Source organism: Arthrobacter halodurans (assembly GCF_041877255.1).
Classification (GTDB): Bacteria; Actinomycetota; Actinomycetes; order Actinomycetales; family Micrococcaceae; genus Arthrobacter_N; species Arthrobacter_N halodurans.
In genome coordinates this window covers 20,088-42,257 of the sequence record NZ_JBHDLJ010000002.1, presented here as the reverse complement: position 1 = coordinate 42,257, position 22,170 = coordinate 20,088, and the positions used below count along the sequence as shown (strand labels likewise).

Below are 22,170 nucleotides of genomic sequence, written 5' to 3'. Positions count from 1 at the left end.
GCTACGGCCTCAGCTCCATAACGGTTTTCCCGATGCGGATCTTCTGTCCGGCCTCCACCGGCTGGGCGCGCGTGAGCTGGGTGTCGCCGAGGTACGTCCCGTTGGTCGAGCCGAGGTCCTCGATGAACCAGCGGCTGCCCTGCGGGAAGAGGCGGGCGTGGCGGCCCGACGCGTAGTCGTCCTCCAGGACCAGGGTGGCCTCCTGGGCCCGGCCCAGCAGGATCGGGCTCGCGGCCAGCTCCACGGTGGTGCCGTTGAGGGGCCCCTCCACGACCTGCAGGGAACGGAACGGCTGCCGCGCGGGCTGGGCCGGCTCGGGCGCGGACGCCTTGTGGGCTTCCCGCACGGAGGGAGCACCGGTGTTGGCGCGCTTGCCGACCACCAGGTCGCGGCGCAGGGCGCCGACGATGCTGAGCACCAGGACCCACAGCAGGATCAGGAAGCCGAGCCGGAGCGCGGTCAGGACGAGTTCGGTCACGGGCGGCCTCCAGGCCGTTGGGGCAGTAGCCGGAAGGTGATGCGCGTGCGGCCCATCGCGATGATCGAGCCGTCGAAGAGTTCCGCCCGCCCATCCACGCGTTGGCCGTTGACGTAGCTGCCGTTCGTGGATCCGAGGTCGACCGCCCACGCGGTGCCGCCCTCGCGGAGGATCTCGATGTGTCGGCGCGAAACCCCGGGGTCGTCGACGGGGATGTCGGCGTCGGAGGAGCGCCCCAGCACGATCGAATCCGAGTTCAGCGCGTAGCGCTGCCCGTTCAGGTCCAGCACCGGCTGCAGCCTCGAGGGCTGCCGCGCCGGCGTGGCGGGGCGGGGGGGCTGCGGCGCCGGCGCCGCGTCCTTGGTCATGGTGGCGGTGACGGTGAAGTGCCCGGCCTTGAGGTCGGCGTCCTTCTTGAAGGACACGCGGACCGGCCCCTGCAGCGTGTAGCGCTGGCCCTTGGCGTGGTTGACGACGACGTCGCACAGCTCCTCGGCGAGGGTCGGGCCCCACTGGCGCGCCTTCGCGAAGTCGTCGGCGGAGAGCCGGATCTCGAAGGAGTTGGGCGCGAGGGTGCGTCCCTGCGAGAGCGTGAGGGACCTGGTGTCCATCTCATGGCGCAGGCGGCTGGCGAACTCCACGGGCTTGACGTCGGAGGAGCCGGACCCCCGGAAGACGTTGGTCACCAGCTTTTCCAAGCCGCGCTCAACGTTGTCGACTAGACCCATGGGCGCTGCTCCTCTCGCGGTTGTTGGCGTGCACCGAGGCCCCCCGCATCGCGCGGTGGATCGGCGGGCCCGGCGGCCCGTGCCTTTCCGATACTACTTGCCCCGCCTGAGAAAGCTTTCGGGCGGTGCGCAATCGCATCCATTTTGAAACGAACACGCGGCGCCCCGGGTTCCTCGGCGGGACCGTCCCGCACGGCGACCCGGCACGGGGCCCCGGAGCCCGATTAGGCACGGAGTCGCGATGCTGGTTATGATTGATCTCGCTGTTGAGGGGATAAACCCCGAGGCGGTGCATGCGCGAGTGGCGGAATTGGCAGACGCGCTGGCTTCAGGTGCCAGTGCCCGCAAGGGCGTGGGGGTTCAAGTCCCCCCTCGCGCACCGAGGGATGTTTGTGAAACACGGTATGCCGTGTTTGCGAAACGCCCGAAGTGCGAATGGAAAAGCCGGTCATCCCGAGGGGATGGCCGGCTTTTTCGTGCTTTTCGGTTGAACGTGTTGCGAGACGTCGTGCTCGAGGGGCAAGGGTCTTCAACCGGCTGCGTGCGGGCGGCGCGGCGTTCCCCGGTCAGCTTCGGCGAATCGTCCGGATTCGGGGCCGGAACACTTGTTTGTTCCTGCTGCCATTTCCGGATCTTGCGCAGGTTCGCCGAAACGACCGACAACATTGGGAGCAGGAGTTGCTTGGCGAAGCCGCGGACCCGCCGCCGGCCCGGGTTCTCGAGGTCCTCATGGGCCGCATCCTTGAGGTGGGCGTTGGAGCCTTCGATGGTGTTTCGATTGGGGCCGTACATCTTCTGCCACGCGTCGCTCTTGTACTGGAGTTTTTGGGCGTACTTGGCGCCCGCGGTGGCTGGGAAGGACGCGCCCGAGGCGTTGGTGCAGATCCGGTCGGGCTGCGCGGGAGGCTCGATGACGGGGGTTAGCGCACGGAACCTGGGCATCCCGAGCCCGGTCTTTCTCGGCTTAGTGGCCTTCGCGGGGCGCAGGTCGCACGAGAGCGTGGGGTACGGTCCCCTTGCGGGGCTGCTCATGCGGTAGGCCCCCTTTTCGTCGCGCGTGTCCTTGGGCGACAAGAGGTATTTGGCACGCTGCGCGATGCGCTGAGCAACGACGACTCTGTTGTGGGAATCGCGGAACCAACAGCGGATTCGGCGCTTCAACCGGTTCACCTCTGGGAACCGGGACCTGACACTGGGGCTCTCGCTGGCTTCGGTGGCGGTGGACGTCTACGGGATCTCCGGCATCCCCCAGATGTCCCGGGGTTGACCTTCACACCAGCGCGACGGTCTGGCCTCATGCTATGCACACGACCCCTTCTGAACCCGTACGTATCGCACGCGCTGTCATGGTCCACGGCTACACCGCCGATCCCCACCGACACTGGTTCCCCTGGCTTACGAACCAGCTCGCGTCGCGCGGCGTCCAGGTCCAAGCCGTGGTGTTGCCGAACCCGACGGCCCCGGACCCGAGAGCATGGCTCGGCGCTTTCGCGGCGGCCCTCGCGACACCCGACGACGACACGTGGGTCATTGCCCACAGCCTGGGCGCGATTACCGCGTTCGGCCACCTCGCTACCCTGCCGCTCCCGTGGTCGTTGGGGGGCCTGGTGGCCGTTTCCGGGTTCACCGACCCCTTGCCCGGCCTGCCGGAACTGGATGGCTTCGTTTCCTCCGGCGTCGATTTCCAGCCGATCGTCGCAAACGTCGCCCGCCGCATCGTGGTGCGCTCCGACAATGACACCACCGTTCCGCCCTCCGCCACGGACGCCCTGGCCAAACGGCTGAGGACCGAGCCCGTCGAAACTGGGGCCGCCGGGCGCCCCCACCCGTGGTGGCAGCCGAAGGCCTCCGGGCGTGGGGGGGGTCCCAGCGCCGCTGCGCAGGGTGAAGGCGCCGGCCGGGAGGGCCGGGTACCTTTTCCCCACTCGCACCTTGAGAGGAATTCCAACGTATCGGGCCGGACTGAGCGCGGCCGCTGCGCCATGGGGTGGTGGGCGGCGTCGGTGGTGGTTGCGTGTGTTCGGTCGTGCGGGCGGTTTCGGGGTAATCGCCCGGAGCGCCGTCGGATTCGAAGCGAGGAGGCATGCTAGGGCCGGGGTGCATGCGCCCCGGCCCTAGCATGTTCCTATCAGAGGGGACGGGTATCGCTGGAACCCGGGGAACCGCCGGCGTCGCCGACGTTCTCCTTGGCTTCCTTGGCGCGGTCCCCGACGTCCTTGGCCCCGGACTGGGCCTCGTCCTTGACCGTCTGCGCGGATTCCGCGGCGGTGGACTTCATGGATTCGGCCGCGTCGCGCGCAGGTTCCTTCATCTCCTCCGCGACCTCCTTGGCCGCGCTCGCGAGTTCGTCGGTCAGCGGCTGCGCCTTTTCCTTCAGGGCGGTCGCGGCCTCGCGTTCCTTCTGGCTCGCCGGGATCAGCGACGCGGCGAGCATACCCGCGCCGAATGCGATCAGGCCCGCGGCCAGGGGGTTCCCCCGGGCCTGGCGGATCACCTGGTGCGGGGCGTCCTGAACCGCGCTTCCCACTCCGTGGACGGCGTCGCCCGCGTCGTGGAGCCGATCAGAGGCGCCGCCCCTCACGTCGTCAGCGGTGCCCATGACGTTGGCGCGCACGTCGCTGGCGGTGCCCATGACGCTATCGCGGACCTTGTGCGCCGCGCCGCGGACCTTGTCGGTCTGGCGCTGCGCGATCGCGGACGGGTTGACCTTGTCGGAGAGCGCGTCCACGTCGGAGCTGAGGTCCTGGCGCGTGCGTTCGATGTCGGCACGAATCTCATCGGGTGTCTGGCTCATGGCGTGGTCTCTCCTGGTTTCATGGTGGGGGGGATTTCCTTCACGGTGGCCGCCGTTTGGGGCAGGCCCTTCACTTCCTTGAGTTTCTTCTTGCCGACGGAGGCGAGGATCGCGGCGGCGATTCCCCAGAGGACCGCGACGACGAGCGCGGACCAGCCCAGGTGCATCACCGAGCCCAGCGCCCACATCAGGGCCAGGGACAGGAACAGCAGGGCGAAGTGCCCCGCCACGCCGGCACCGCCGAGCATGCCGCCGGCCTTCCCCGCCACGGACGCGGACTCCTTCATCTCGGCTTTGGCCAGTTCGACCTCCTGGCGGATCAGCGTGGACAGGTTGCGCGTCAGCTCCCCGAACAGCTCGCCCAGCGAACTGGTTTCCGCCCGCTCGCCCGGGGTCGTCCGCGGGACCCCGGCGGCGGGCGAACCCTGTGGTTCGCCGGAGGCCATCGGCGTGAATCCGGGCACTTGTGGTCCCTGTTCGTAGCCGCTCATGGCCGCGGGTACCCCCGGTCTGTGGTCCCCGGGAACCCCTCGGGCCCGTCGGCGGCGGCCGCAGGGTACGTTGCCGTGGGAGGGTGCGTTTCCGCGGGCTGGTACGCGGGTTCGGCCGGCGTGCGCACGCCGGCGGCGGGGGTCGCGTACGTGGACGGCGCGCCGCCCGTGGCTGCGGTCCCGGCACCACCCGTGGACGTGTCCTTGGCGGTCGCGCCGCGGGCGAGGCGGCCCGCCAGCAGGCCTGCGCCGGCGGCCACGGCGAGGAAGACGCCGGGGCGTCGGCGCGCGAAGCCCCTGACCTCTTCGAGTAGCGAGCCGGGATCGCGCCCGTCGAGCCAGTCGGCGATGTCCCCCGTCTTCCCGGCGGCCTGGTCCACGAGGGAGGTGGCTGTGCCGCCGTCGGAGCCGTCGGCCATCTTGCGCAGCTCATCGCTCATGGCCCGCAGGCCCTCGGCGACCTTCTGCTGCTGGGCACCGGCCTGGGACTTGAGGTCCGAGCCGAGCTCGGCGACGAGGTTGCTCACCTGGTCCTTGGCTTCGTGGGCGACCTTCCCGGCCTCTTCCTTGGCCGTCTGGCCGACGTGCTTCGCGGCCTCGACGCCCTCATGGCCGACCTCGCGGGCCTCGTCCTTGGCGGCGGTCTTCGTGTCCTGGCCGCCGGTGCCGGAGGTCCCGGTGCCGCCCGAGAGTGGGACGGTGCCGGGCGCGTGCTGGCCGGTGGTGCCGGCGACCGGGGCGGTGCCGGGTACGTGCCTCGCGGTGGGGGTGGCCGGCGGGCCGGCGGACGGCTCCGTGAACGGATCCTCGGGAACGATCGCAGCCGACTTCAGCGGGCCCTTGCCGCTCGGCGTCGGTGTGGTGCGGGACGGATCCCGCGGGAAGTCCTGTGTGCTCATGGTGTGGTCTCCAATGGGGGTGGTTTTCACGCGATGGACGAATCGGGTGGGGCGGCGTCCCTCACAATCTCTACGCTGTAGACGTTACGCGTAGAGTATCTGGTTGGCAATACCCGGCGCGGGCGGATTCCGAGGCGAGCGTCGGCCTCGCGGGGGCTTCCGGGTCGGTGTCGCAGTCTCCGGGAGCCCGATTCCGCAACCCTCGAACCGCAGGACGCGGGCCCGTGCGGATCGGGGTGCGCCGCGTGTTCTCCTGGTCATTCGCCGCATTACGGCCGGGTGAGTTCCGCGCGGCCGCGCACGGCGCAATCTCCTCCGCTCTTCGTTCAGCCCGCCGCGCGGGGACCGCGACGGCCGCCCCCGGCCGCCATCGACGCCTTTGGCCCACGTGAGGCTGACCAAACGTTGCGGCCCTCGTTTCCCCGACGGCTGGAGTGCGCCCATGTGCGGTCAAGGCAGTGCGGGAGGCGTCGTCGAGGTCGCGCCCAGGGGGCCGCCTGCCTGTCCATTGGCCGCGCGGGGGCGGCGAATCCGCCGCGGACGGGTGGATGTCGCCGCTCGTCGAGCGCCGGGGCCGCCTAGTGGGCAGGGACCGCTTTGGGGTGGAGGCGTTCCTGGAGGCCTGTGAGGAGGATGGTGATCCCCTGGTCGAGCTCGTCCTCGCCGTCGTAGTCCGCGAGGAGGTGGGCCATGCCGCGCAAGTTGGGGAATTCCTTGGCCGGAAGCCGGTGCAGCCCCAGCCGGAGCAACGCCTCGTTTTCCTCGGCATCCACCACGAGCTCCTGCAGCTCGTTGAGGATGTGCCCGTAGAGGTAGCCGTAATAGGCGCGGTAGACGTGCAGGGCGTTCTCGGGGGAGAAGCCGGCGCGGGTGAGCAGTCCCAGGATCTGTTCAAGAGGGCGCAGCGCCCCCGGGGGCCGCAGGCCCAGGGGCGTGGACAGGGGTCGGGTGACCAGCAGCGGCACCACGTGCGGGTGGGCCAGGGCCATCCGCCGGAACGCGTGGGCGGTCTTGCGCAGCTGGGACTGCCAGTCCGGGTCCGCGGGTTCGATCACCAGTTCCTGGATCACCTGCTCCGCGACGCCGTCCAGCAGCGCGCCCCGGTTCGGCGCGTACCGGTACAGGGCCATCGGGTCCCGCTCGAGGGCCTGTCCCAACCGGCGCATGGTGAGTGCGTCCAGGCCGTCGGCGTCCACCAGGCGCAGGGCCGCTGCGAGGACGATCTCCCGGGTCAGGCGGGCGCGCTTCGGGGAAGCGCCCTTGCCGGGCCGTTTCTGCGGTTCCGCTGCGGCCTCTTTGCCGGTCGGGTTCTCGGGCATGCGGTGATCAGTCTCCTGAGGTTGCGTTCCCCTCCACCTTACGGCTCCGGAAGGTTCGGGCGGTGTTTGCCAATACAAAAGTCTACGGGTAAAGTCTACAGCGTAGATATCTCTTGCGCGGTCTAGGCGCCGCCTCGGGACCCCGGCCGATCCGGCCCACCCACAACTCTTCAGGAGCCACGATGACCACGAACACCACGAACCACCAGAACGCAGAGACCATCCACACGAGCGGCCACAAGAACGCCGGGACCAAGGCCGCGACGAAGACCACCGAGTTTTTCGTCTACGTCGCCATGGTCATCGCCACGGTAATCACCGCTCTCGTCGTGGGCGACAACGGCAACAACGGCGAAAACGCCGGGGATCCGTTCGATGCCGCCCAGGCGATGCAGTACATCACCTACCTGACCATCGGCTACATGCTCGCCCGCGGGCTGGCCAAGTCCGGCAACCGCAGCGGCACCCACGCCTAACACGCGTGGCTGCGCCCGGACCCACGGGACGTCGGCGCAGACAGGCGGCGGGAGCGCACCGGACCGGTGTGCCCCGCCGTTTGCTTTAAGCGCACCCGCACGGGGTGCCGACATGATCCGCCAATGCCGAGGCCCAGATATCGTTGCGCGACTTCCGCGACCAAACGCTCTGCGAGGTCGCGCACAAACCGACCCGGTGCGAACGGCCGCCTCAGACGGCGAAACGCCAAGTCCGCGCCGGCCGTCCGCGGGGCTGAGCGCTGAAGGAAAGTACACAAAGAGGGTCCGCTGCGGCGCACCCGTAATCGAGAGGGGCACGCCGTGTTTCTGTTGTTCGGCATGAATTCCATCCACCGCACGTCGATGGCCGGTCCATCGACCTGTCGCTTCTGTGGCCGCAGGGCCCTCCAGGAGGTCAGCGAGCACGGCACCCGCCTGACGGTCTTTTTCGTCCCGGTGTGGACCTTCGGCCGCGGCCGCCGCGTGACGTGCTCCGCCTGTGGCCGGCAGTCAAGCCTCGGCCGGCGGGAAGCGGCGGCGCTCAGCCGCGGCTGACAACCGCCCCGGGCCATTCCACGGGACCGCGCCGGATACCCGTCCCGCGCAAGGGTGGGACTTCCCCGTGGGAAGCGGGGGTGGCAGGCGCCGCGCGGCACCCTCGCCCGCCGCCGGGCCGGCGTGCTCCCTAACCGATGGTGGGCAGGGCGCGGGGCACGTTGCGGACGCGGACGTCGGTGTCGGCGGGACCGACTTCACTTCGCCGTCGATCTGGTACGGCATCGGCTTGATGGTGGTGAACTCATAGCGCTCGACGCTGGGCTTGTCACCCAGACCCTTGAGCGCGGCGCGCGCGGCGGTCACCACGATCCGCCACTTGGGCATGTGCGGGAAGGCGATGACCCCGAACTTCCCGTCGCGGGGCTGCTCGTCGGCGTCGCTGAGCGTGGCGTGCTTCGCCATCTCGGGGATGTCGGCGAACACCAGGCTGTCCAGCGTCTGGCGCGTGCCCTCGGAGTGCCGGATCTCAAAGGGCTGGAACTTCGAGGGAGCGGCCGCCGCGTTAGAGGAAGGGGCGCAGCGGAACCAGGATGGTCTCGCTGACCGGCGCGGCGACGTGCCGTTCCTTCCATTCCGACAGCGTCAGGACCCGGCAATTGGCGCTGTCGATGCCGAAGATCCTCTCCATGTCCGCCGCGAACGCCTCGTCGTGGATCTCGAGGTTCGTTTCGTAGTTCCCGGTCAGGCTCAGGCGGTCGATGTTGGCGGTGCCGACCGTGGACCAGAGACCGTCGACGGTCGCGGTCTTGGCGTGGATCATGGCGTGGCGGTAGAGCAGCACGGTGACCCCCTCCCGCAGCAGGGAGGTATAGAACCCCCGGGAGAGCCAGTCCGCGAGGACGTGGTTGGAGTCCTCCGGGAGGATGAGCCTGACATCGACGCCCCGCGCGCTGGCCGCGAGCAGCGCCCGGAGGATTTGCTTGTCCGGGATGAAGTAGGCGGTGGTGATGTAGATGTGGTGCCGCGCGCGGTTGATCGCGTCCAGGTAGATGCCCCGGATCGGATACACCAGATGCGCCGGGATGTTGTTGACCGCGCGGATGTGGGGATCCCACGCCCGGGGCGGGTCGTACGAGATTTCCGGGACGGCGCCTACGGTGTTCCACACTCCCACGAAGGCCTGGCGCAGGTCCCAGACCGCCGGACCGTTGATCCGGACGTGGGTGTCGCGCCATTCGGTGGCGTAGACGTCGCCGATGTTGTAGCCGCCGACGAAGCCGGTTTCGTCGTCCACGACCAGCAGCTTGCGGTGGTCCAGCCCGGTGCTGCGCAGCGGGGTGAACAGCCTGGACGGGCGCAGGACCGGGAACCGGTAGACGTGGATGTTCGGGTGGAAGCGGTAAAACGCCCGGGGAACAACGAGGTTGGCGAACCCGTCGTAGACGACGAACACCTCCACGCCGCGTTCGGCCGCGTCGGCCAGTGCCTCCCTGAACCGCCGCCCGGTCGCGTCGGACTTCCAGATGAACGTCCCCAGGAAAACCCGCGTCCTGGCGCCCCGGATGGCGGCCAGCATGGCCGCGTACAGGTCCTCGCCGTAGGTGTAGATCGTCACGGCGGAATCCGCGACGTTCCCGTCGAACACGCCCGGATGCGGGAAATCCGGACGCCTCGTCCTCCGGCGGTGCTTCAGGGCATCGAAGAGCACCAGGCCGCCGATCACCGCGGCCTGCACCCCCAGGAACGCCAACAACAACCTGGCGGCAGATTTTCTTGCCACGGCCACGAAGGGGCCCGATATGACGGGAAGCATGCCCCGAGCCTAACCGGGGCCGGGCCATGTGCCACGAAACCGGGCACACACGCCTCGGGGGACCGCAAACCACTCCGGCCCCGGACGCCCGAGAGTGGTTGCGCGGTATGAGGCCGGGAGGTTTGGTGGCCAAGGATTTCCCCACCTGCTCGGTCTGGCCCCCCGTCTTCGCCCACTACGGCGGCGCGGACGGGCTCCACCGGGGCATCACCATCCTCCTCACCGGCCTCCGTGAACGCCTCGACTTCGAGGCGGTCCCGTAGCGCAAGGCACCCCGCCGTCTGGGGTTCCCGGGGCCTCAGGATGTCCCGGCGACCCACCGCTCCACGGTGGCGAGCAAGCGCGGGTCTCCGACCGGCCGGAAGTGGCCCATCGTTGGCAACTCGATGTTCACGGCACCCTCCAGATAGCTTCCCCCAGGGATGTGCGGGTCGAAGACGCTATACAGGGAGACGATGCGGTGGTTGGCCTTCGGGTTGCGGGCCAGCTTGAGCAGTTCGGCGTCGCCCGGGGAGAAGTCCCGCACGCTGCGTAGCGGCGCGAAGCGTGCGAAGAATGAGCCGGAGAACGGGGTGTTGATGGCCGTCATGCGGGACACCCGCCATGCCCGGTCTGACGCGCTCATCACGTACTTTCCGATCAGGCCGCCCTTGCTGTGCGCGACGATTACCACGCCGCGCAGGTCGTTTTCCTCCAGGTACCGTGCCATGACCCGAGCCATGGCGGGCACCGTGCCCTGGTTGTGTCCGAGGCCCTCGATCACGTGGACGGGGTGCCCTGAGTTGTGCAGTCGTTCGGCGATAGGGCGCAGGAATTGCCACGTCTCGTAGACCCCCGGGATGAGCACCACCGGGGCCGCGCCGGGCTTCGTGCCCGCAAGGAAGTGGTGGTGCGCTGCGGGAAACAAGAATGCGTGGACCTGCCAATGCGCGACGTAGAGGTAGTCCAGGCACCATGCGCGGCCCCGCCGAAGGAGCTCGACGGGGTGGATCATCCGGGGACGGCGAGTCCGCGGCACAGCCGGGCCACTTCCGGCGCTGATTTCATCATGAGCACGTGCGCCTCGCCCGCAACTTCGGCGGTCTCGGCACCCGGTCTGAGCTCGGCCAGTTCCTCGATCCAGCGCCGGGGAACGATCGGATCCCGGGCGCCGCGGGCGATGAGCAGCGGCGCCCGCACGCCGCCTATGCCGTCCTCGATGTGGTGCCCGAGCATCGACGGCGTGGTCTTCAGGTACCAGGACAGGCCACACCGGAACCCGTAGTCGCTGAACACGACGGCGTTGACGGACGGCGGCTCGCGCAGGGTGTCCTGTCCCAGCCGAAGCGCCTGGCGCCAGAAACCGCGCTCGGGCGGGAAATTCGTCGGTCCCAGCAGGACGACGCCGTCCAGCGGGCGCCCGTCGAGGGCCATCTCCACGACGACCTGTGCGCCCATGGAGTGCCCCACAAGGACCGGGTGCTCCACGCCGAGCCTATCCAGGGCCGTCCACACCACCCGGGCGTAATCCGGGACGGATAGGCGACGGGCCGGCTTGGGGACCCGCCCGTGGCCGGGCAGGTCCACGCTGTGGACCCGGGCGTCCCGGGACAGCTCCTCCGCGAGGGGGCGGAAATAGCGCGAGGAGGTCCCGAGGCCGTGGACCAGGACGTAGGTCGCGGGTCCGGCGCCGGAGGTGTGGATGTGCACGGTGGCGTCTTCGAGGACAACCTCGCTGTGAACTGGCGCTGCTCTCATGGCCCGGTGGCTCCTTCGTGCGTGATCACATCGTAGAGCACCTATGGCCAGACAATGTGGCGTGGGATTTTTTCGGGCTAAGCGTGGGAAGTGTCGCGGGAACAGATGCCATTAGCCGCGTGATCTGGGGTTTCGCAAACGACCCACCGAGGGATGTTTGTGAAACACGGTATGCCGTGTTTGTGCAACTCCTCAAGTGCGAATGGAAGAGCCGGTCATCCCGAAGAGGATGGCCGGTTTTTTCGTGTATGGGGTCGGTGCGGCCGTGGTCCGGGGCTGGATCGCGGCGGCGGTTCCTTTGTGCTTCGGGATCTGCGTGATGTCGGGCACGACGACAGCGTTGGACCGCGCGCCGCGCGGAAGCCGGCGGCAGGTTTCGCGCGCTTCGGCTGGAACGCGGTCTATCCGAGGAATCGGTCGCCCTCGAGGCGGGCATGAGCCGCAACTCCGTCATTGGCATCGAATGGGGACGCAAGAGCATCGCCTACGAACGCCTGAGGGACCTCGCGGACACACTGGACGTCAACATCACCGAGATCGTTGGAAGTGCGTGAGAAGTTCCTGCCCACGGTAACGTGACGATCGGCTCTCCCGACCGAGGTCGGGAGCGAAGATCCTAGGTGAACGTCGGGTGTGCTGAATGGCGACGATGCGAGTCCAACCGCGCCACTTCCGCGGCCCTCCCGTCCCCACATCAGGTCCAGGTCCCGGTGGGGACTCCTGCCGATTCGGTCGCCCGGACCGCTTCCAGTGCCAGATTGCGGTCGGCTTCGCGGTCGCCGGCGGCTCGGGCGGGTGGGCGGTGGAAACACCGGGAGTCCTGGCCACCCGGGTCCTTCGTGGATGTGTTGCTACCGCGGATCGTGGGGGGATTTCCCACTGTTCGCGGCAGGCGCCTTCGGGGCGGGCGCGCTCACGGTCTCGCCCGTGGGGTTGCCTTGGTAGACGTCGGGGATCCCGTCGCCGTCGGCATCGACGCTTTCCTCGGCCTCGATCATCCGGTAGTGCTTGTTGCGGGCTCGGAGGATGACCGCGGCCAAGAGGGCGGCCAGGATGGAGGCCGCGAGGATGCCGACCTTGGCGTGGTCGTTGGTGGTTCCGCCGGGGGCGAAGCTCAGGTCCGCGATCAACAGCGACACGGTGAAACCGATCCCGGCCAGCAGCGCCACGCCGACGAGGTCCACCCACCGCAGGGCCGGATCCAGATTGACCCTGGTCGTCTTGGTGAGGAGCCAGGTGGTTCCGACGATGCCGATGGGCTTGCCGACCACCAGACCCAGGATGATGCCCAACGCCACCGGGTCGGTAACCGCCGAGACGAACCCGTTCCAGCCGCCGATCGTGACCCCGGCGGAGAAGAAAGCGAAGACGGGAACGGCGAAACCCGCGGACAAAGGACGGAACCGGTGTTCGAAGAGCTCGGCCAGACCGGGCCCGGCGTCTGGTCCCGCGTCGGCCTTGCGGTGCAGGACCGGGACGGCGAAGCCGAGGAGGACCCCCGCGACCGTGGCGTGGATGCCGCCGGCGTGGACCAGGGCCCAGACCACGAAGCCGAGGGGCAACAGGATGAACCACGCGGCCGCGGGCTTCAGGTGGAAGAACTGGCGGTACTTCTGCGCCAACAGCGCGTATAGGGCGAAGGGGATGAGGGCCAGGAGCAGGGGGGTGGCCTGGATGTTGTCCGAGTAGAAGAGGGCGATGATCGAGATGGCCAGTAGGTCGTCGACGACGGCGAGCGTCAGCAGGAAGATCCGCAGCGCGCTGGGCAGATGCGAGCCCACGATGGCCAGGACGGCGACGGCGAAGGCGATGTCGGTGGCCGTGGGGATGGCCCAACCACGCATCGTGTCGGGGCTGAAGATGTTGATGCCCACGTAGACCAGCGCCGGAACGACGACGCCGCCGATGGCGGCCGCGACGGGCACGATCGCCTTGGCGGGGCTGCGGAGATCGCCCGCGACGAATTCCCGTTTCAGCTCCAGGCCCACGAGGAAGAAGAACACGGCCAGCAGCCCGTCGGCCGCCCAGGCGCCCAGGCTCAGTTTCAGGTGCCATGGCTCGTAGCCGAATGTGAAGTCCCGGAGCGCGAAGTAGCTCCCGGAAGCGGCGGAGTTGGCCCAGATGATCGCCGCGGCCGCGGTGATCACCAGCAGGATGCCGCCGACGGTTTCCTTGCGGAGGATCGCGCCGATTCTGAGGGACTCGGAGTAAGTGCCGCGGCCCAGCACCTTGGAGGGTGGTTTCGGGGTGGGCTCGGATGATGGTTCTGCCATGGGGGGCTCCTGGATCGGGGTCGTCAATGGACACTGCCGACCAGTCTTCCCGGCTCACCTTCTTCCCAGTCTACCCGTGTACGGCGCATCCCACCTCGGCGGGCCGTTTCTGGCGCGCACCGAAACGACGGGTTGGACGGTGTACCTCTCCTCGCTGCGCGGGCTGCGCCCCCGAACGAGGGGATGTCCGGCAGACGGTTCGACGGGAACGCGACGGCCTGCCTGTGGAGGCGGCGGGGATGGCCGGCACACGGCTTCCGCGCCCGCTGGGCGGCTCTCTCCCGCGCTCGCGCATCCGGGGTTTGGAGCAGGGGGCCGGGGCTGGACGCCTTTGCCGCGGCCCGGCACACTCAAAAGCGGGGGTACCCGAAGCATCATGACCGGGAGAGGGGCCCAATGGAGCACCTCCAGCGATTCGGGCATGAATTCGGCACGGCGCTGAAGAATCTCGTGCCGATCGTGGCCGTGGTCGTGGTGTTCCAGCTGCTGGTGTTCCGTTCCGTGCCCGAGAGACCCCTGGAGTTGGTCGCCGGACTCCTGATCGTGGCAGTGGGGATCTCCCTGTTCCTCTACGGACTCGAGTTGAGCATCTTCCCGGTCGGCAAGAACCTGGCCAACCAGTTCGTCCGGCGCGGCTCCCTGGGACTGCTCCTGCCCTTCGGTTTCGCCATCGATTTTGCGGCGTCCATCGCCGAGCCGGCGGTGATCGCCGTCGCGGAGCAGGCGCAGGCGGTCAGCGGGGGGCGCATCGACGGGCTGGTGCTGCGCTTCGTCATCGCCGTGTCCGTCGGCCTGGTGATGACCCTGGGAATCCTGCGTGTTCTGCGGGGCTGGGCGGTCCACAAGCTCCTGATCGCGGGATATGCCGTGGTGCTCTTGCTGACGTACGCCGCACCGCCGGAGATCATCGGCCTCGCCTACGATTCGGGGGGCGTCACCACGAACATCGTCAGTGTTCCCCTGATCGTGGCCATCGGTCTGGGACTGGCCAACTCGATCCGGGGGCGCAGCCTCGTGGCGGATGGCTTCGGACTGGTGGCCCTGTGCGTGATGGTGCCGATGGTCGGGGTCCAGCTCTACGGGACCTGGGTGTACGCCTGGGGCGGCGCCGGGGCAGCCGCGCCGACCACCGATGCGGGCGCGGATTCGGCCAGCTGGGTTGTCGGCATGATCCTGGGACTGGCTTCCATGGTCCGGGAGGTCCTGCCCATCGTCGGGGTGGTCCTGTTCTTCCAGTACGTGGCCCTGCGGCGGCGCCTGGCGCACCCGGCGCGCGTCGTCGCGGGATTCGTCATGGTGCTGGTGGGGCTCTATGCCTTCGTGGTCGGGCTGAAACTGGGGCTCTTTCCCATCGGGACGCTGATGGCCGAGCAGCTCATCGACCAGGGCGCGCCCGTCCTGATCGTGCTGTTCGGACTGCTGATCGGTTTCGCCACGACCATGGCCGAGCCCGCTCTGTTGGCCATCGGCGCCCAGGCCGAAGCCGCCGCGCCTGGCCGAATCAGCGGGGTCGCCATCCGGGTGATCGTTGCCGCCGGCGTGGGAGTGGGCATCGCCTTCGGGGTCTACCGCATTCTGACGGGTGGCCCGTTCCACTACTTCATCATGGCCGCCTACGCGGTCGCGGTGGTGTTGGTCTTCCTCGCCCCGAAGCGCATCATCGCGCTGGCGTTCGACCTCGGAGGGGTGACGACATCGGAAGTGACCGTGCCGTTGGTGACGGCCCTGGGCATCGGCCTGGCCGCGGCGGTGGAGGGAAGGGACGTCCTGATCGACGGGTTCGGGCTGATCGCCTTCGCCTCGGTCTTCCCAGTCGTGGCCGTCATGCTGTATGCCATGGTGATGGAGAGATTTCCCCGGCTGAGGAGGGAAACGGCATGAAATTCACCGCCATCGTCGTCATCGCCCCGGACGATCTCGAGGACCGGGTCATCGAGCGGGCGCAGCAAGCCGGCGCCGCGGGGGTGACGATCCTGACCGGAAAGGGAATCGGCGGGGAAGCCAAGAAGACGTTCTTCGGACTGACGTTCGAGGGAACGCAGTCCGTGCTGCTGATGGTCGTCGGGGCGCACCTCGCCGCCACGATCCTGAAGGAGCTCCATCGCGTCCTGGTGGGCGGGACGGAGAGCCGCGGCCTGGCCTTCGCAGTCCCCATCGAGCACCTCACGGGAATCGACATGCGGCAGGTCGTGAAATTCGAGGAACACCTGCGCCAGGACGACGCGTAAGCCGCACGACGCTTCACGAGGAGGAAGAGATGCTCACTGTTAAGGATGTGATGGTCGCCCAGGTGCTGACGATCTCCCCGTACAGCACTCTGCGCGAAGCGCTGTCCATGATGCGGGACCGCCAGGTGAAGAGCCTCGTGGTGGACCGGATGCACGCCCACGACGCCTACGGGCTGTTGGGCTACCGGGAACTTCTGGACACCGTCGTGGCGCAGGAGGGCGACGTGGACCTGCTCAACGTCTACGACGCCGCCACTATCCCGGCGATCACCGTGAACGAGCACCTGTCCGTGCGCCAGGCGGCGGCCCTCATGAGCCGCTACCACCTCAGCCGGCTCGTGGTGGTGGAGGGCAACCAGCTCGTGGGGCTGCTTGCGATGAATGACATCCTCGCGCGCCGCATGGAGGAACTGGCGTGACCGCAGCCGGTGGCGGAACGCTCACTCTTCCCCCGAGACGAGGACGTCCGCGGGAGGACCGGCAGCACTTGTTGTGTCAGGCGTCCCAGGAGCACCTGTTCCGGCGGGACCAAGTCACCGCGGCGGTCAGGACGCTGTTCCCGTGTGCTCCCACGATCGCCAGATCTGCGGGCAAGTCTTCGGCGCGGGCCTCGATTTACGCGAAGGCATTGCCGAAGGCGACGTGGGTGCCGGCGGCGATCCCGTGCTCCGCGTGCGACTCCCCGGCAGGGCCGGCCAGCTGTTCGCGGGCGGCGTCGATGACGTGCAGTTCCAGGTCCTCCGGGACCCCGGGAACAAGGCGGCGCAGCTTCTCCCAGCCGGAGAGACTGGCCGCATGGAACAGTTCGAGGTCCGCCCCCACTTCCTTCGCAAGGAGCGCGGCACGGTGCGCGGCCTGCCCTGCCCCGATGAGAAATCGGTATCGACGATGAGCTGACGCGGCGTGTTCATGCCCCGGCTTCCCGTCCGTCCTCGCGATGGCCCCGCTGAACTGTGGATACCTGCGATTGATCCGACGGGTCGTTGCGGTGCGACCAGCGGCGCACGCCCTTCTCGGCCTCGACGATGATGAGGACCGTGGATCCCACCGCCGCGCACGCGAGCCATTCCCCGGCGGTCAGGGGCGTGAGCTCCAGGAGGCCGGCGGTGGCGGGCCAGTTCATAACGGCCCAGTGCAGGCCCAACGCGGCCAGAGACGTGTAGAGGAGCGGCTGGTTGGCCAGCAGCCTGAGTTGGAAGAGGGACTTGTTCTCGGCCCGGGAGCTGAAGACCTGGAAGAAGCTGAGCATGACGAACATGGTCAGCGCGAGGGTCCGTGCGTGGGCCTCGGGGTAGCCGGCGTGCAGCGACACCAGAAAGCTGAGAATGACCGCGAGGGCCATCCAGGCGCCCGTGATCCCGGCCCGGAACCAGAGCGTGCGGGAGAGGATGCCCTCCGACGCCGGCCGGGGCGGACGGTCGAGCTCGTCGCCCTCGGCGGGTTCGAAGGCCAGGGCAATGTCCTGGACGCCGTTGGTCACCACGTTCATCCACAGCATCTGCACCGGAAGGAACAGCAACGGCGTGCCGGCGAAGACGCTGAGCGTCACCGCCACGAGGGCGGCCGCCCCGGTGGAGAGCAGAAAGTACGTCGTCTTGCGGATGGCGGCGAAGGTGACGCGGCCCTCCTCCACCGCGTGCACGATCGTGACGAAGTTGTCGTCGGTCAGGACGACGTCAGCGGCCTCGCGGGCCACGTCCGTGCCGGACCGGCCCATGGCGACGCCGATGGCCGCGGCCTTCAGGGCCGGGGCGTCGTTGACGCCGTCGCCGGTCACCGCGACGATTCTGCCTCCCCTCTGGAGCACGCGGACGATCCTGAGCTTGTCCACCGGGGAGACCCGTGCCACGACGCTGACCTGTTCGAGCGTGGCGGCGAGCATGTGGTCGTCCAGGTCGGCCATCGCGGCGCCGGTGAGGGCCGGCCGCTCCGTCGGCAGGCCGATGCGTCCGGCGATGGCCAGTGCCGTCACCGGGTGGTCTCCGGTGATCATCACGACCTTGATCCCGGCCCGCCGGCACTTCGCGATCGCGTCGGACACCCCGGCCCGCGGGGGGTCGGTCATCCCTTCCATGCCCAGGAACGTCAGCCCGGAGGGCGGCGACAAAGGCGTGGGAAGCCGCTCGTCGTCGTCCAGGACGCGGGAGCCGGTGGCGATGACCCGCAGTCCCTCGCGGCCCATCTCCTCGTTGGCCGCGTGGATCAGTGCCGGGTCCAGGGGTACGTCGCCGTCGTCACGCGCCAGGCTTTTGGAAGCCGCCATCAGGGCCTCGGGGGAACCCTTGACGTACAGCACCCGGCCCCCCGCACCGTGGGAATGGACCGTCTGCGAATACCGCAGGTGCGGTTCGTAGGGCTGGTGGGCCAGCGGGGTGGCGGCCCGGTCCGCTTCGCTGATGGCGCCGCGGCTGACCGCCGCCTTGGCCATGGCGGCGTCGACGGCGTCGCCCGAGTACTCCAGGTCCTCGGCCTCGGCGGAGAGCGTCGCCTCGTTGGTCAGCGCGCCCGCCCGCAGCACGGCCCGCACCGGTGCCGGGTCCGCGGCGCCGCCGTCGGGCCCGGCGGACACGTCCAGCAGGCCCGCGGCGGTCCAGATCCTCTCCACGGTGAGGCGGTTTTCGGTCAGCGTCCCTGTCTTGTCCGATCCGATGACTTCCGTGGAACCGAGGGTCTCCACCGCCGGCAGCGTGCGGATGATCGCGTTGCGCCGGGCCATGCGGGACACGCCCAGACTGAGCGCCACGGTCAGGACGATGGGGAGCGATTCGGGGATGGTCGCCACCGCGAGCCCCACGGCCGTGCGGAACATGGTCGAGACGTCGTTTCCGAGCACCAGCCCTGCGATGAAGATGAAGACGAGCGCGGCGAGCACGATCAGCCCGATGCGCCGTTCCAGTCCATGGGTGAGCAGTTGGAGCGGCGACGTGCCGCCCGGGCCCTGGACGAGGGTGTTGATCTCGCCCAGCGCCGTGTCGGCGCCGGTCGCCACGACGACGCCCCTCCCGCGGCCACTGCCGACAAAAGTGCCACTGAACGCGATGTTCGAACGGTCCGCGTCGCCGGTCTCGGCGGGAATCCGTCCCGTGTGCTTCGTGGCGGCGAAGGGCTCGCCCGTCAGCAGCGACTCGTCCAGCTGGAGGCCGTTGGCCTCGAAGAGCCGGAGGTCGGCGGGGACGCGCTCGCCGCTTTCCAGGAGCACGACGTCCCCGGGCACCACGTCGCGCCCGGGTACCACCCGTTCCGCGCCGTCACGGAGCACGCGGCAGGTCGGCGTCGACAGGGACTGCAGCGCCCGCACGTCGGACTCCGCCTTGCGCTCCTGGACGAAGCCCAGGGCGGCATTGATGCAGAGGATGACGAGGATCGCGCCGGCGTCCACCCAGTGCTCCTGGACGAGGGACACCAGCGCGGCGATCAGCAGGATCCCGATGAGGGGGCTGATGAATTGGCGCAGCAGGATCCGCCACCAGGGGGTGGCGCCGGCGAAGCTCAACTCGTTCGGTCCGGCGTCCTCCAGACGGAGGGCGGCTTCGGTGGCGGTTATTCCCTCCGTTTCCGAGGACAGGCGGGTGAAGACGTCTCCGGGTTCGAGGGAGTGCCACGGGACGGGTGGCGGCGGGGCCGCCGCGGACGCCTTGCGGGGGGCGTTCATGGTCCCAGTCTTCATGTGCCGTCCCGGCGCGGCAATGCTTGTGGGGTGCCGTCGTCGATCCTTCGTGGACTGGTCCGGACGCGGTCGGCGGAAGCCGGCCGCCGACGGGCAGCGTCCGGCACGGCGTAGGCGCTCAGGGCCCTGTCGCGGAGAGTTCGGCCTCCAGGCGTTGGACGTCGCCAGGGCGGCACAATTCCGTGGCCGGGGTCATCGCCGCCGCGCTGCCGGCGGCGATGGCGCTGCGGAAGGCGTTCTGGACCGAACGCCCCTGCGCGAGCCGCAGCACGAAGGCGCCGAGGAAACTGTCCCCTGCGCCCACGGTGCTGACCACCGGCACCTCCGGGACCGGCAAGCGCACGACGCCGGCCCTAAACGCGAGGACCGCACCCGCCTCCCCGAGCGTCAGGGCCACGTACTCCGCGCGTCCGTCGGAGACCAGCGAAGACGCCGCGTCGACCTGGCTCTGCTCGCTGTCCAGCGCCGCCCCGACATACTCTCCCAGTTCGCGCCTGCTGGGCTTCACCAGGAACACCCCCTCGGCAAGGGCGGCGGCGAGGGCGGGCCCGGAGCTATCCACGACGCAGCGTGCACCGCCCTGCCGCGCCGCGCGGACGACCCGGGCGTAGAAGTCCTCCGGAACGCCCGGCGGCAGGCTCCCGCTGGCGACCACGTACCCGCCGTCCGGGACCGCCCGGGTCAGAAGGTCCAGGCAGGCATGCCATTCGGCGGCACTGAGTTCCGGGCCTTCGAGGACGAACCGGAACTGTCTTCCGGTGGAAGTCTCATTGACGGTGAAGTTCTGGCGGGTACCGCCCTGGATCGGTGCCACGAGGCTGGGGATGCGTTCGGCCTCGATGAGCCGCCGGTACGCCTCTCCCACCGGGCCGCCGGCCGTGTATACCGCCAAGGTACGCCCGCCGAGCCGCTGGACTACACGCGAGACGTTCACGCCGCCGCCGCCGGGGTCCACCCGGCTCGCGCCGCAGCGCAGCTTGTGGAGGCTGACCACCTCCTCCGTGGAGGTACTGACGTCGAGGGCCGGGTTCACGGTCAGGGTGAGGATCTGGTGGCCGCCCGGGATCCGCGAGGCTTCCATGCGCCCAGCATAGGGCGATCCGGCCGCAATGGCGTATGGACGCGATCTCTGGTGGACCTGTCGGTTCTAGCGTTGTTTTTGTCCGGTGCCCCACGTGGAACGCTGGTCCCATCTCATGGACTTGCCAAGCGAATGACACGGCTTTCACGATGCACGGTGAGGCCGAGCACTTTTGCGTCGCTCATTTGCCGCGGCGAGGTTGTCAGCTCTTTCGGGTATTGATCCAGTTCTTGCAGTCGCGGCCTGCGATCCCCCGGTGAAGTGTCGTCCGGGACACGAGGCAGTCGCGAGAGTCGTTTGCGCGGATTGTCAAAGTTCGCGTGCGCCCGCGGGGCGACTCATCCCGAACGGGTGGACGGTTCCCCAACCGCAGATCTTCGTGCCGCCTGCCGCTCGGCGAGGCGCGTCTCTTGGCGTCGGAACTCCTTCGCGGCGGCGGGGTTGGTCGGTGTGACCCCACCGAGCGTGCAACGGCCGAGAACAGCGCTGCGCCATCAGTGAGGAAGAAGCGTTCAAGCGATCCACGTCCCTTTGCGCATCACCCGGGCTACCTGCAGATCGCTCCCGAGAACCACTGCGTCCGCGTCCAGTCCCGGGGCCAGGCGCCCGACGTGTCCGGTCAGGCCGAGGACCCGGGCCGGGACCACGGTCGCTGATCTGAGTGCGTCGCCGAAGCGGACCCCTGCCTCCACGGCTTCCTTCAGGACGCGGACCATGGTCGCGGTGCCGCCGGCAATTGCCCCCGTCGTCTTCAGGGTCGCTTCCGCACCGGTGACGCGGACTTCGGCCGGTCCCAGCCGGTAGGTGCCGTCCGGTAGTCCGGCGGCTGCCATGGAGTCGGTGACCAAGGCGATGTTGTCCGCTCCCACGAGCTCGAACACGGCTGCGACCATGTAGGGATCCACGTGGGTCCCGTCCGCGATCAGCTCCACGATTGCCTCGCCCCTGGCAGCCAACCGGAGCGATGCCAGCGCGGGTCCCGGGTTGCGGTGGTGGATTGCCGGCATTGCGTTGAAGAGATGGGTCACGGTGGGGAGCAGGTCGCGGTTACGGCCGGGGCCACTGCGCAGGAGATCCCGCGCCGTGGCCAGCGCCATCTCCGTGGTCGGCGCGTCCGCGTCGGTATGGCCGATCGATGGCACGACGGCATGCGCCGTGAGGAATTCGACCAGTTCCCGGGAGCCCGGAAGCTCGGGGGCATAGGACATCACCCGGATCGTTCCCCGGGAGACACGGATCAGTTCCTCGGTCAGTGGCAGGTCCGGTTTCCGCAGCCACTGCGGATCCTGGGCCCCACACCGGATGTGTGAGAGGAAGGGGCCTTCCAAATGTATGCCGGCCACCAAGCCTTCCGTGGCCAGGGAACCGAACAGCGAGACGGCGCGCAGCAAATCCTCTTCCGACGCGGTGACCAGGCTGGCCACCGTGGTTGTCGTGCCGTGCCGGTGCAGGAGATCCAAGGCTGTCCGCACCGGCGCCTCGCCGGAGGAGGGGAAGTCGGCACCGAAACCACCGTGGCAGTGCGCGTCGACGAGTCCGGGGACGAGCACCTGTCCCGGTTCCAGGACGTGGGGCGCGGGCCAGCCTGCCGGGTCGAAGCCGTCCCGGGGGCCGGCATGGCGGATGCGCCCGCCTTCGACGGCGAGCACTCCCTCCGCGTGGTCGGCGCGTCCGGTGTGGAGTCGTCC

At 69.0% G+C, this 22,170-nt stretch carries 23 protein-coding genes, 1 tRNA gene and 1 pseudogene; 8 read left to right on the top strand and 17 right to left on the bottom strand.

What is annotated here, in order from left to right:
* Position 1: 1 nt before the first annotated feature.
* Both ACETWP_RS02545 and ACETWP_RS02540 read right to left on the bottom strand, forming a co-directional pair.
* A complete protein-coding gene (locus tag ACETWP_RS02545) occupies positions 2–478 on the bottom strand; it encodes an FHA domain-containing protein FhaB/FipA (RefSeq protein WP_373970624.1) in 477 nt (158 codons plus the stop codon).
* Positions 475–1,206 carry an FHA domain-containing protein gene (locus tag ACETWP_RS02540; RefSeq protein WP_373970623.1) on the bottom strand — a complete coding sequence of 244 codons (732 nt, stop codon included), beginning with the start codon at positions 1,204–1,206 and terminating at the stop codon, positions 475–477. Before ACETWP_RS02540 ends, ACETWP_RS02545 begins: the two co-directional genes overlap by 4 nt.
* 295 nt (positions 1,207–1,501) lie before the next feature.
* Between ACETWP_RS02540 and ACETWP_RS02535 the strand changes: the two genes are divergently transcribed.
* A tRNA-Leu gene (locus ACETWP_RS02535) sits at positions 1,502–1,585 on the top strand.
* Here the strand turns inward: ACETWP_RS02535 and ACETWP_RS02530 are convergent.
* Entirely contained in the window at positions 1,567–2,367 is an 801-nt protein-coding gene (locus ACETWP_RS02530; RefSeq protein ID WP_373970622.1) for a hypothetical protein, read from the bottom strand. The genes ACETWP_RS02535 and ACETWP_RS02530 overlap by 19 nt on opposite strands.
* A gap of 140 nt (positions 2,368–2,507) precedes the next feature.
* Between ACETWP_RS02530 and ACETWP_RS02525 the strand changes: the two genes are divergently transcribed.
* On the top strand, positions 2,508–3,296 hold the full coding sequence (locus ACETWP_RS02525; protein ID WP_373970621.1) for an RBBP9/YdeN family alpha/beta hydrolase: 789 nt from the start codon (positions 2,508–2,510) through the stop codon (positions 3,294–3,296).
* A 38-nt stretch (positions 3,297–3,334) separates the two neighbouring features.
* On the opposite strand, the gene ACETWP_RS02520 is transcribed toward ACETWP_RS02525, so the two are convergent.
* From ACETWP_RS02520 to ACETWP_RS02505, 4 genes are all read right to left on the bottom strand, one after another.
* Positions 3,335–4,000 (bottom strand): DUF3618 domain-containing protein, encoded by a 666-nt coding sequence (locus ACETWP_RS02520; RefSeq protein WP_373970620.1) that lies wholly within the window; start codon positions 3,998–4,000, stop codon positions 3,335–3,337.
* The gene (locus ACETWP_RS02515; RefSeq protein ID WP_373971009.1) at positions 3,997–4,446 is read right to left on the bottom strand and encodes a phage holin family protein; all 450 of its coding nucleotides are present in this window, start codon (positions 4,444–4,446) and stop codon (positions 3,997–3,999) included. The genes ACETWP_RS02520 and ACETWP_RS02515 overlap by 4 nt, the downstream gene beginning before the upstream one ends.
* A gap of 41 nt (positions 4,447–4,487) precedes the next feature.
* On the bottom strand, positions 4,488–5,390 hold the full coding sequence (locus ACETWP_RS02510; RefSeq protein ID WP_373970619.1) for a hypothetical protein: 903 nt from the start codon (positions 5,388–5,390) through the stop codon (positions 4,488–4,490).
* A gap of 578 nt (positions 5,391–5,968) precedes the next feature.
* Entirely contained in the window at positions 5,969–6,709 is a 741-nt protein-coding gene (locus ACETWP_RS02505) for a TetR/AcrR family transcriptional regulator C-terminal domain-containing protein (RefSeq protein WP_373970618.1), read from the bottom strand.
* A gap of 182 nt (positions 6,710–6,891) precedes the next feature.
* Here ACETWP_RS02505 and ACETWP_RS02500 point away from each other — a divergent pair, with 182 nt between their 5' ends.
* Positions 6,892–7,185 carry a hypothetical protein gene (locus ACETWP_RS02500; RefSeq protein ID WP_373970617.1) on the top strand — a complete coding sequence of 98 codons (294 nt, stop codon included), beginning with the start codon at positions 6,892–6,894 and terminating at the stop codon, positions 7,183–7,185.
* Between the two features lie 510 nt (positions 7,186–7,695).
* On the opposite strand, the gene ACETWP_RS02495 is transcribed toward ACETWP_RS02500, so the two are convergent.
* Together ACETWP_RS02495 and ACETWP_RS02490 are read right to left on the bottom strand one after the other, a co-directional pair.
* A complete protein-coding gene (locus tag ACETWP_RS02495; RefSeq protein ID WP_373970616.1) occupies positions 7,696–8,166 on the bottom strand; it encodes a hypothetical protein in 471 nt (156 codons plus the stop codon).
* 79 nt (positions 8,167–8,245) lie between these two features.
* Positions 8,246–9,496, bottom strand: coding sequence for a phospholipase D-like domain-containing protein (locus ACETWP_RS02490; RefSeq protein WP_373970615.1), 1,251 nt, complete (start codon positions 9,494–9,496; stop codon positions 8,246–8,248).
* Between the two features lie 125 nt (positions 9,497–9,621).
* Here ACETWP_RS02490 and ACETWP_RS02485 point away from each other — a divergent pair, with 125 nt between their 5' ends.
* Positions 9,622–9,759, top strand: a complete 138-nt coding sequence (locus ACETWP_RS02485; protein WP_373970614.1) for a hypothetical protein — start codon at positions 9,622–9,624, stop codon at positions 9,757–9,759.
* 35 nt (positions 9,760–9,794) lie between these two features.
* Here ACETWP_RS02485 and ACETWP_RS02480 read toward each other — a convergent pair whose 3' ends face one another.
* The 3 genes from ACETWP_RS02480 to ACETWP_RS02470 all read right to left on the bottom strand — a co-directional run bounded on the left by ACETWP_RS02480 (position 9,795) and on the right by ACETWP_RS02470 (position 11,563).
* Positions 9,795–10,490: an esterase/lipase family protein gene (locus ACETWP_RS02480; RefSeq protein ID WP_373970613.1), complete on the bottom strand. Its 696-nt coding sequence runs from the start codon at positions 10,488–10,490 to the stop codon at positions 9,795–9,797.
* Positions 10,487–11,233, bottom strand: coding sequence for an alpha/beta fold hydrolase (locus tag ACETWP_RS02475; RefSeq protein ID WP_373970612.1), 747 nt, complete (start codon positions 11,231–11,233; stop codon positions 10,487–10,489). Before ACETWP_RS02475 ends, ACETWP_RS02480 begins: the two co-directional genes overlap by 4 nt.
* Before the next feature lie 192 nt (positions 11,234–11,425).
* On the bottom strand, positions 11,426–11,563 hold the full coding sequence (locus ACETWP_RS02470) for a hypothetical protein (protein WP_373970611.1): 138 nt from the start codon (positions 11,561–11,563) through the stop codon (positions 11,426–11,428).
* 44 nt (positions 11,564–11,607) lie between these two features.
* Here ACETWP_RS02470 and ACETWP_RS02465 point away from each other — a divergent pair.
* A pseudogene (locus ACETWP_RS02465) lies at positions 11,608–11,787 on the top strand (helix-turn-helix domain-containing protein); the annotation flags it as partial.
* A 297-nt stretch (positions 11,788–12,084) separates the two neighbouring features.
* Here the strand turns inward: ACETWP_RS02465 and nhaA are convergent.
* Positions 12,085–13,506, bottom strand: a complete 1,422-nt coding sequence (gene nhaA, locus ACETWP_RS02460) for a Na+/H+ antiporter NhaA (RefSeq protein WP_373970610.1) — start codon at positions 13,504–13,506, stop codon at positions 12,085–12,087.
* 396 nt (positions 13,507–13,902) lie between these two features.
* Between nhaA and ACETWP_RS02455 the strand changes: the two genes are divergently transcribed.
* Genes ACETWP_RS02455 through ACETWP_RS02445 form a run of 3 tightly spaced genes read left to right on the top strand, consistent with a single transcriptional unit; the run spans position 13,903 to position 16,153 of the window.
* Positions 13,903–15,387, top strand: coding sequence for a DUF1538 domain-containing protein (locus tag ACETWP_RS02455; RefSeq protein WP_373970609.1), 1,485 nt, complete (start codon positions 13,903–13,905; stop codon positions 15,385–15,387).
* Entirely contained in the window at positions 15,384–15,734 is a 351-nt protein-coding gene (locus ACETWP_RS02450) for a P-II family nitrogen regulator (protein ID WP_373970608.1), read from the top strand. The genes ACETWP_RS02455 and ACETWP_RS02450 overlap by 4 nt, the downstream gene beginning before the upstream one ends.
* 29 nt (positions 15,735–15,763) lie before the next feature.
* Positions 15,764–16,153 carry a CBS domain-containing protein gene (locus ACETWP_RS02445; protein ID WP_373970607.1) on the top strand — a complete coding sequence of 130 codons (390 nt, stop codon included), beginning with the start codon at positions 15,764–15,766 and terminating at the stop codon, positions 16,151–16,153.
* A 196-nt stretch (positions 16,154–16,349) separates the two neighbouring features.
* Here ACETWP_RS02445 and ACETWP_RS02440 read toward each other — a convergent pair whose 3' ends face one another.
* From ACETWP_RS02440 to ACETWP_RS02425, 4 genes are all read right to left on the bottom strand, one after another.
* Complete coding sequence (locus ACETWP_RS02440) at positions 16,350–16,556, bottom strand: hypothetical protein (protein ID WP_373970606.1); 207 nt, start codon at positions 16,554–16,556, stop codon at positions 16,350–16,352.
* An 85-nt stretch (positions 16,557–16,641) separates the two neighbouring features.
* Positions 16,642–19,386, bottom strand: coding sequence for a cation-translocating P-type ATPase (locus tag ACETWP_RS02435; protein WP_373970605.1), 2,745 nt, complete (start codon positions 19,384–19,386; stop codon positions 16,642–16,644).
* Between the two features lie 133 nt (positions 19,387–19,519).
* A complete protein-coding gene (locus ACETWP_RS02430) occupies positions 19,520–20,482 on the bottom strand; it encodes a 1-phosphofructokinase family hexose kinase (RefSeq protein ID WP_373970604.1) in 963 nt (320 codons plus the stop codon).
* Between the two features lie 512 nt (positions 20,483–20,994).
* Positions 20,995–22,131, bottom strand: coding sequence for an N-acetylglucosamine-6-phosphate deacetylase (locus ACETWP_RS02425; RefSeq protein WP_373970603.1), 1,137 nt, complete (start codon positions 22,129–22,131; stop codon positions 20,995–20,997).
* Positions 22,132–22,170 lie beyond the last annotated feature (39 nt).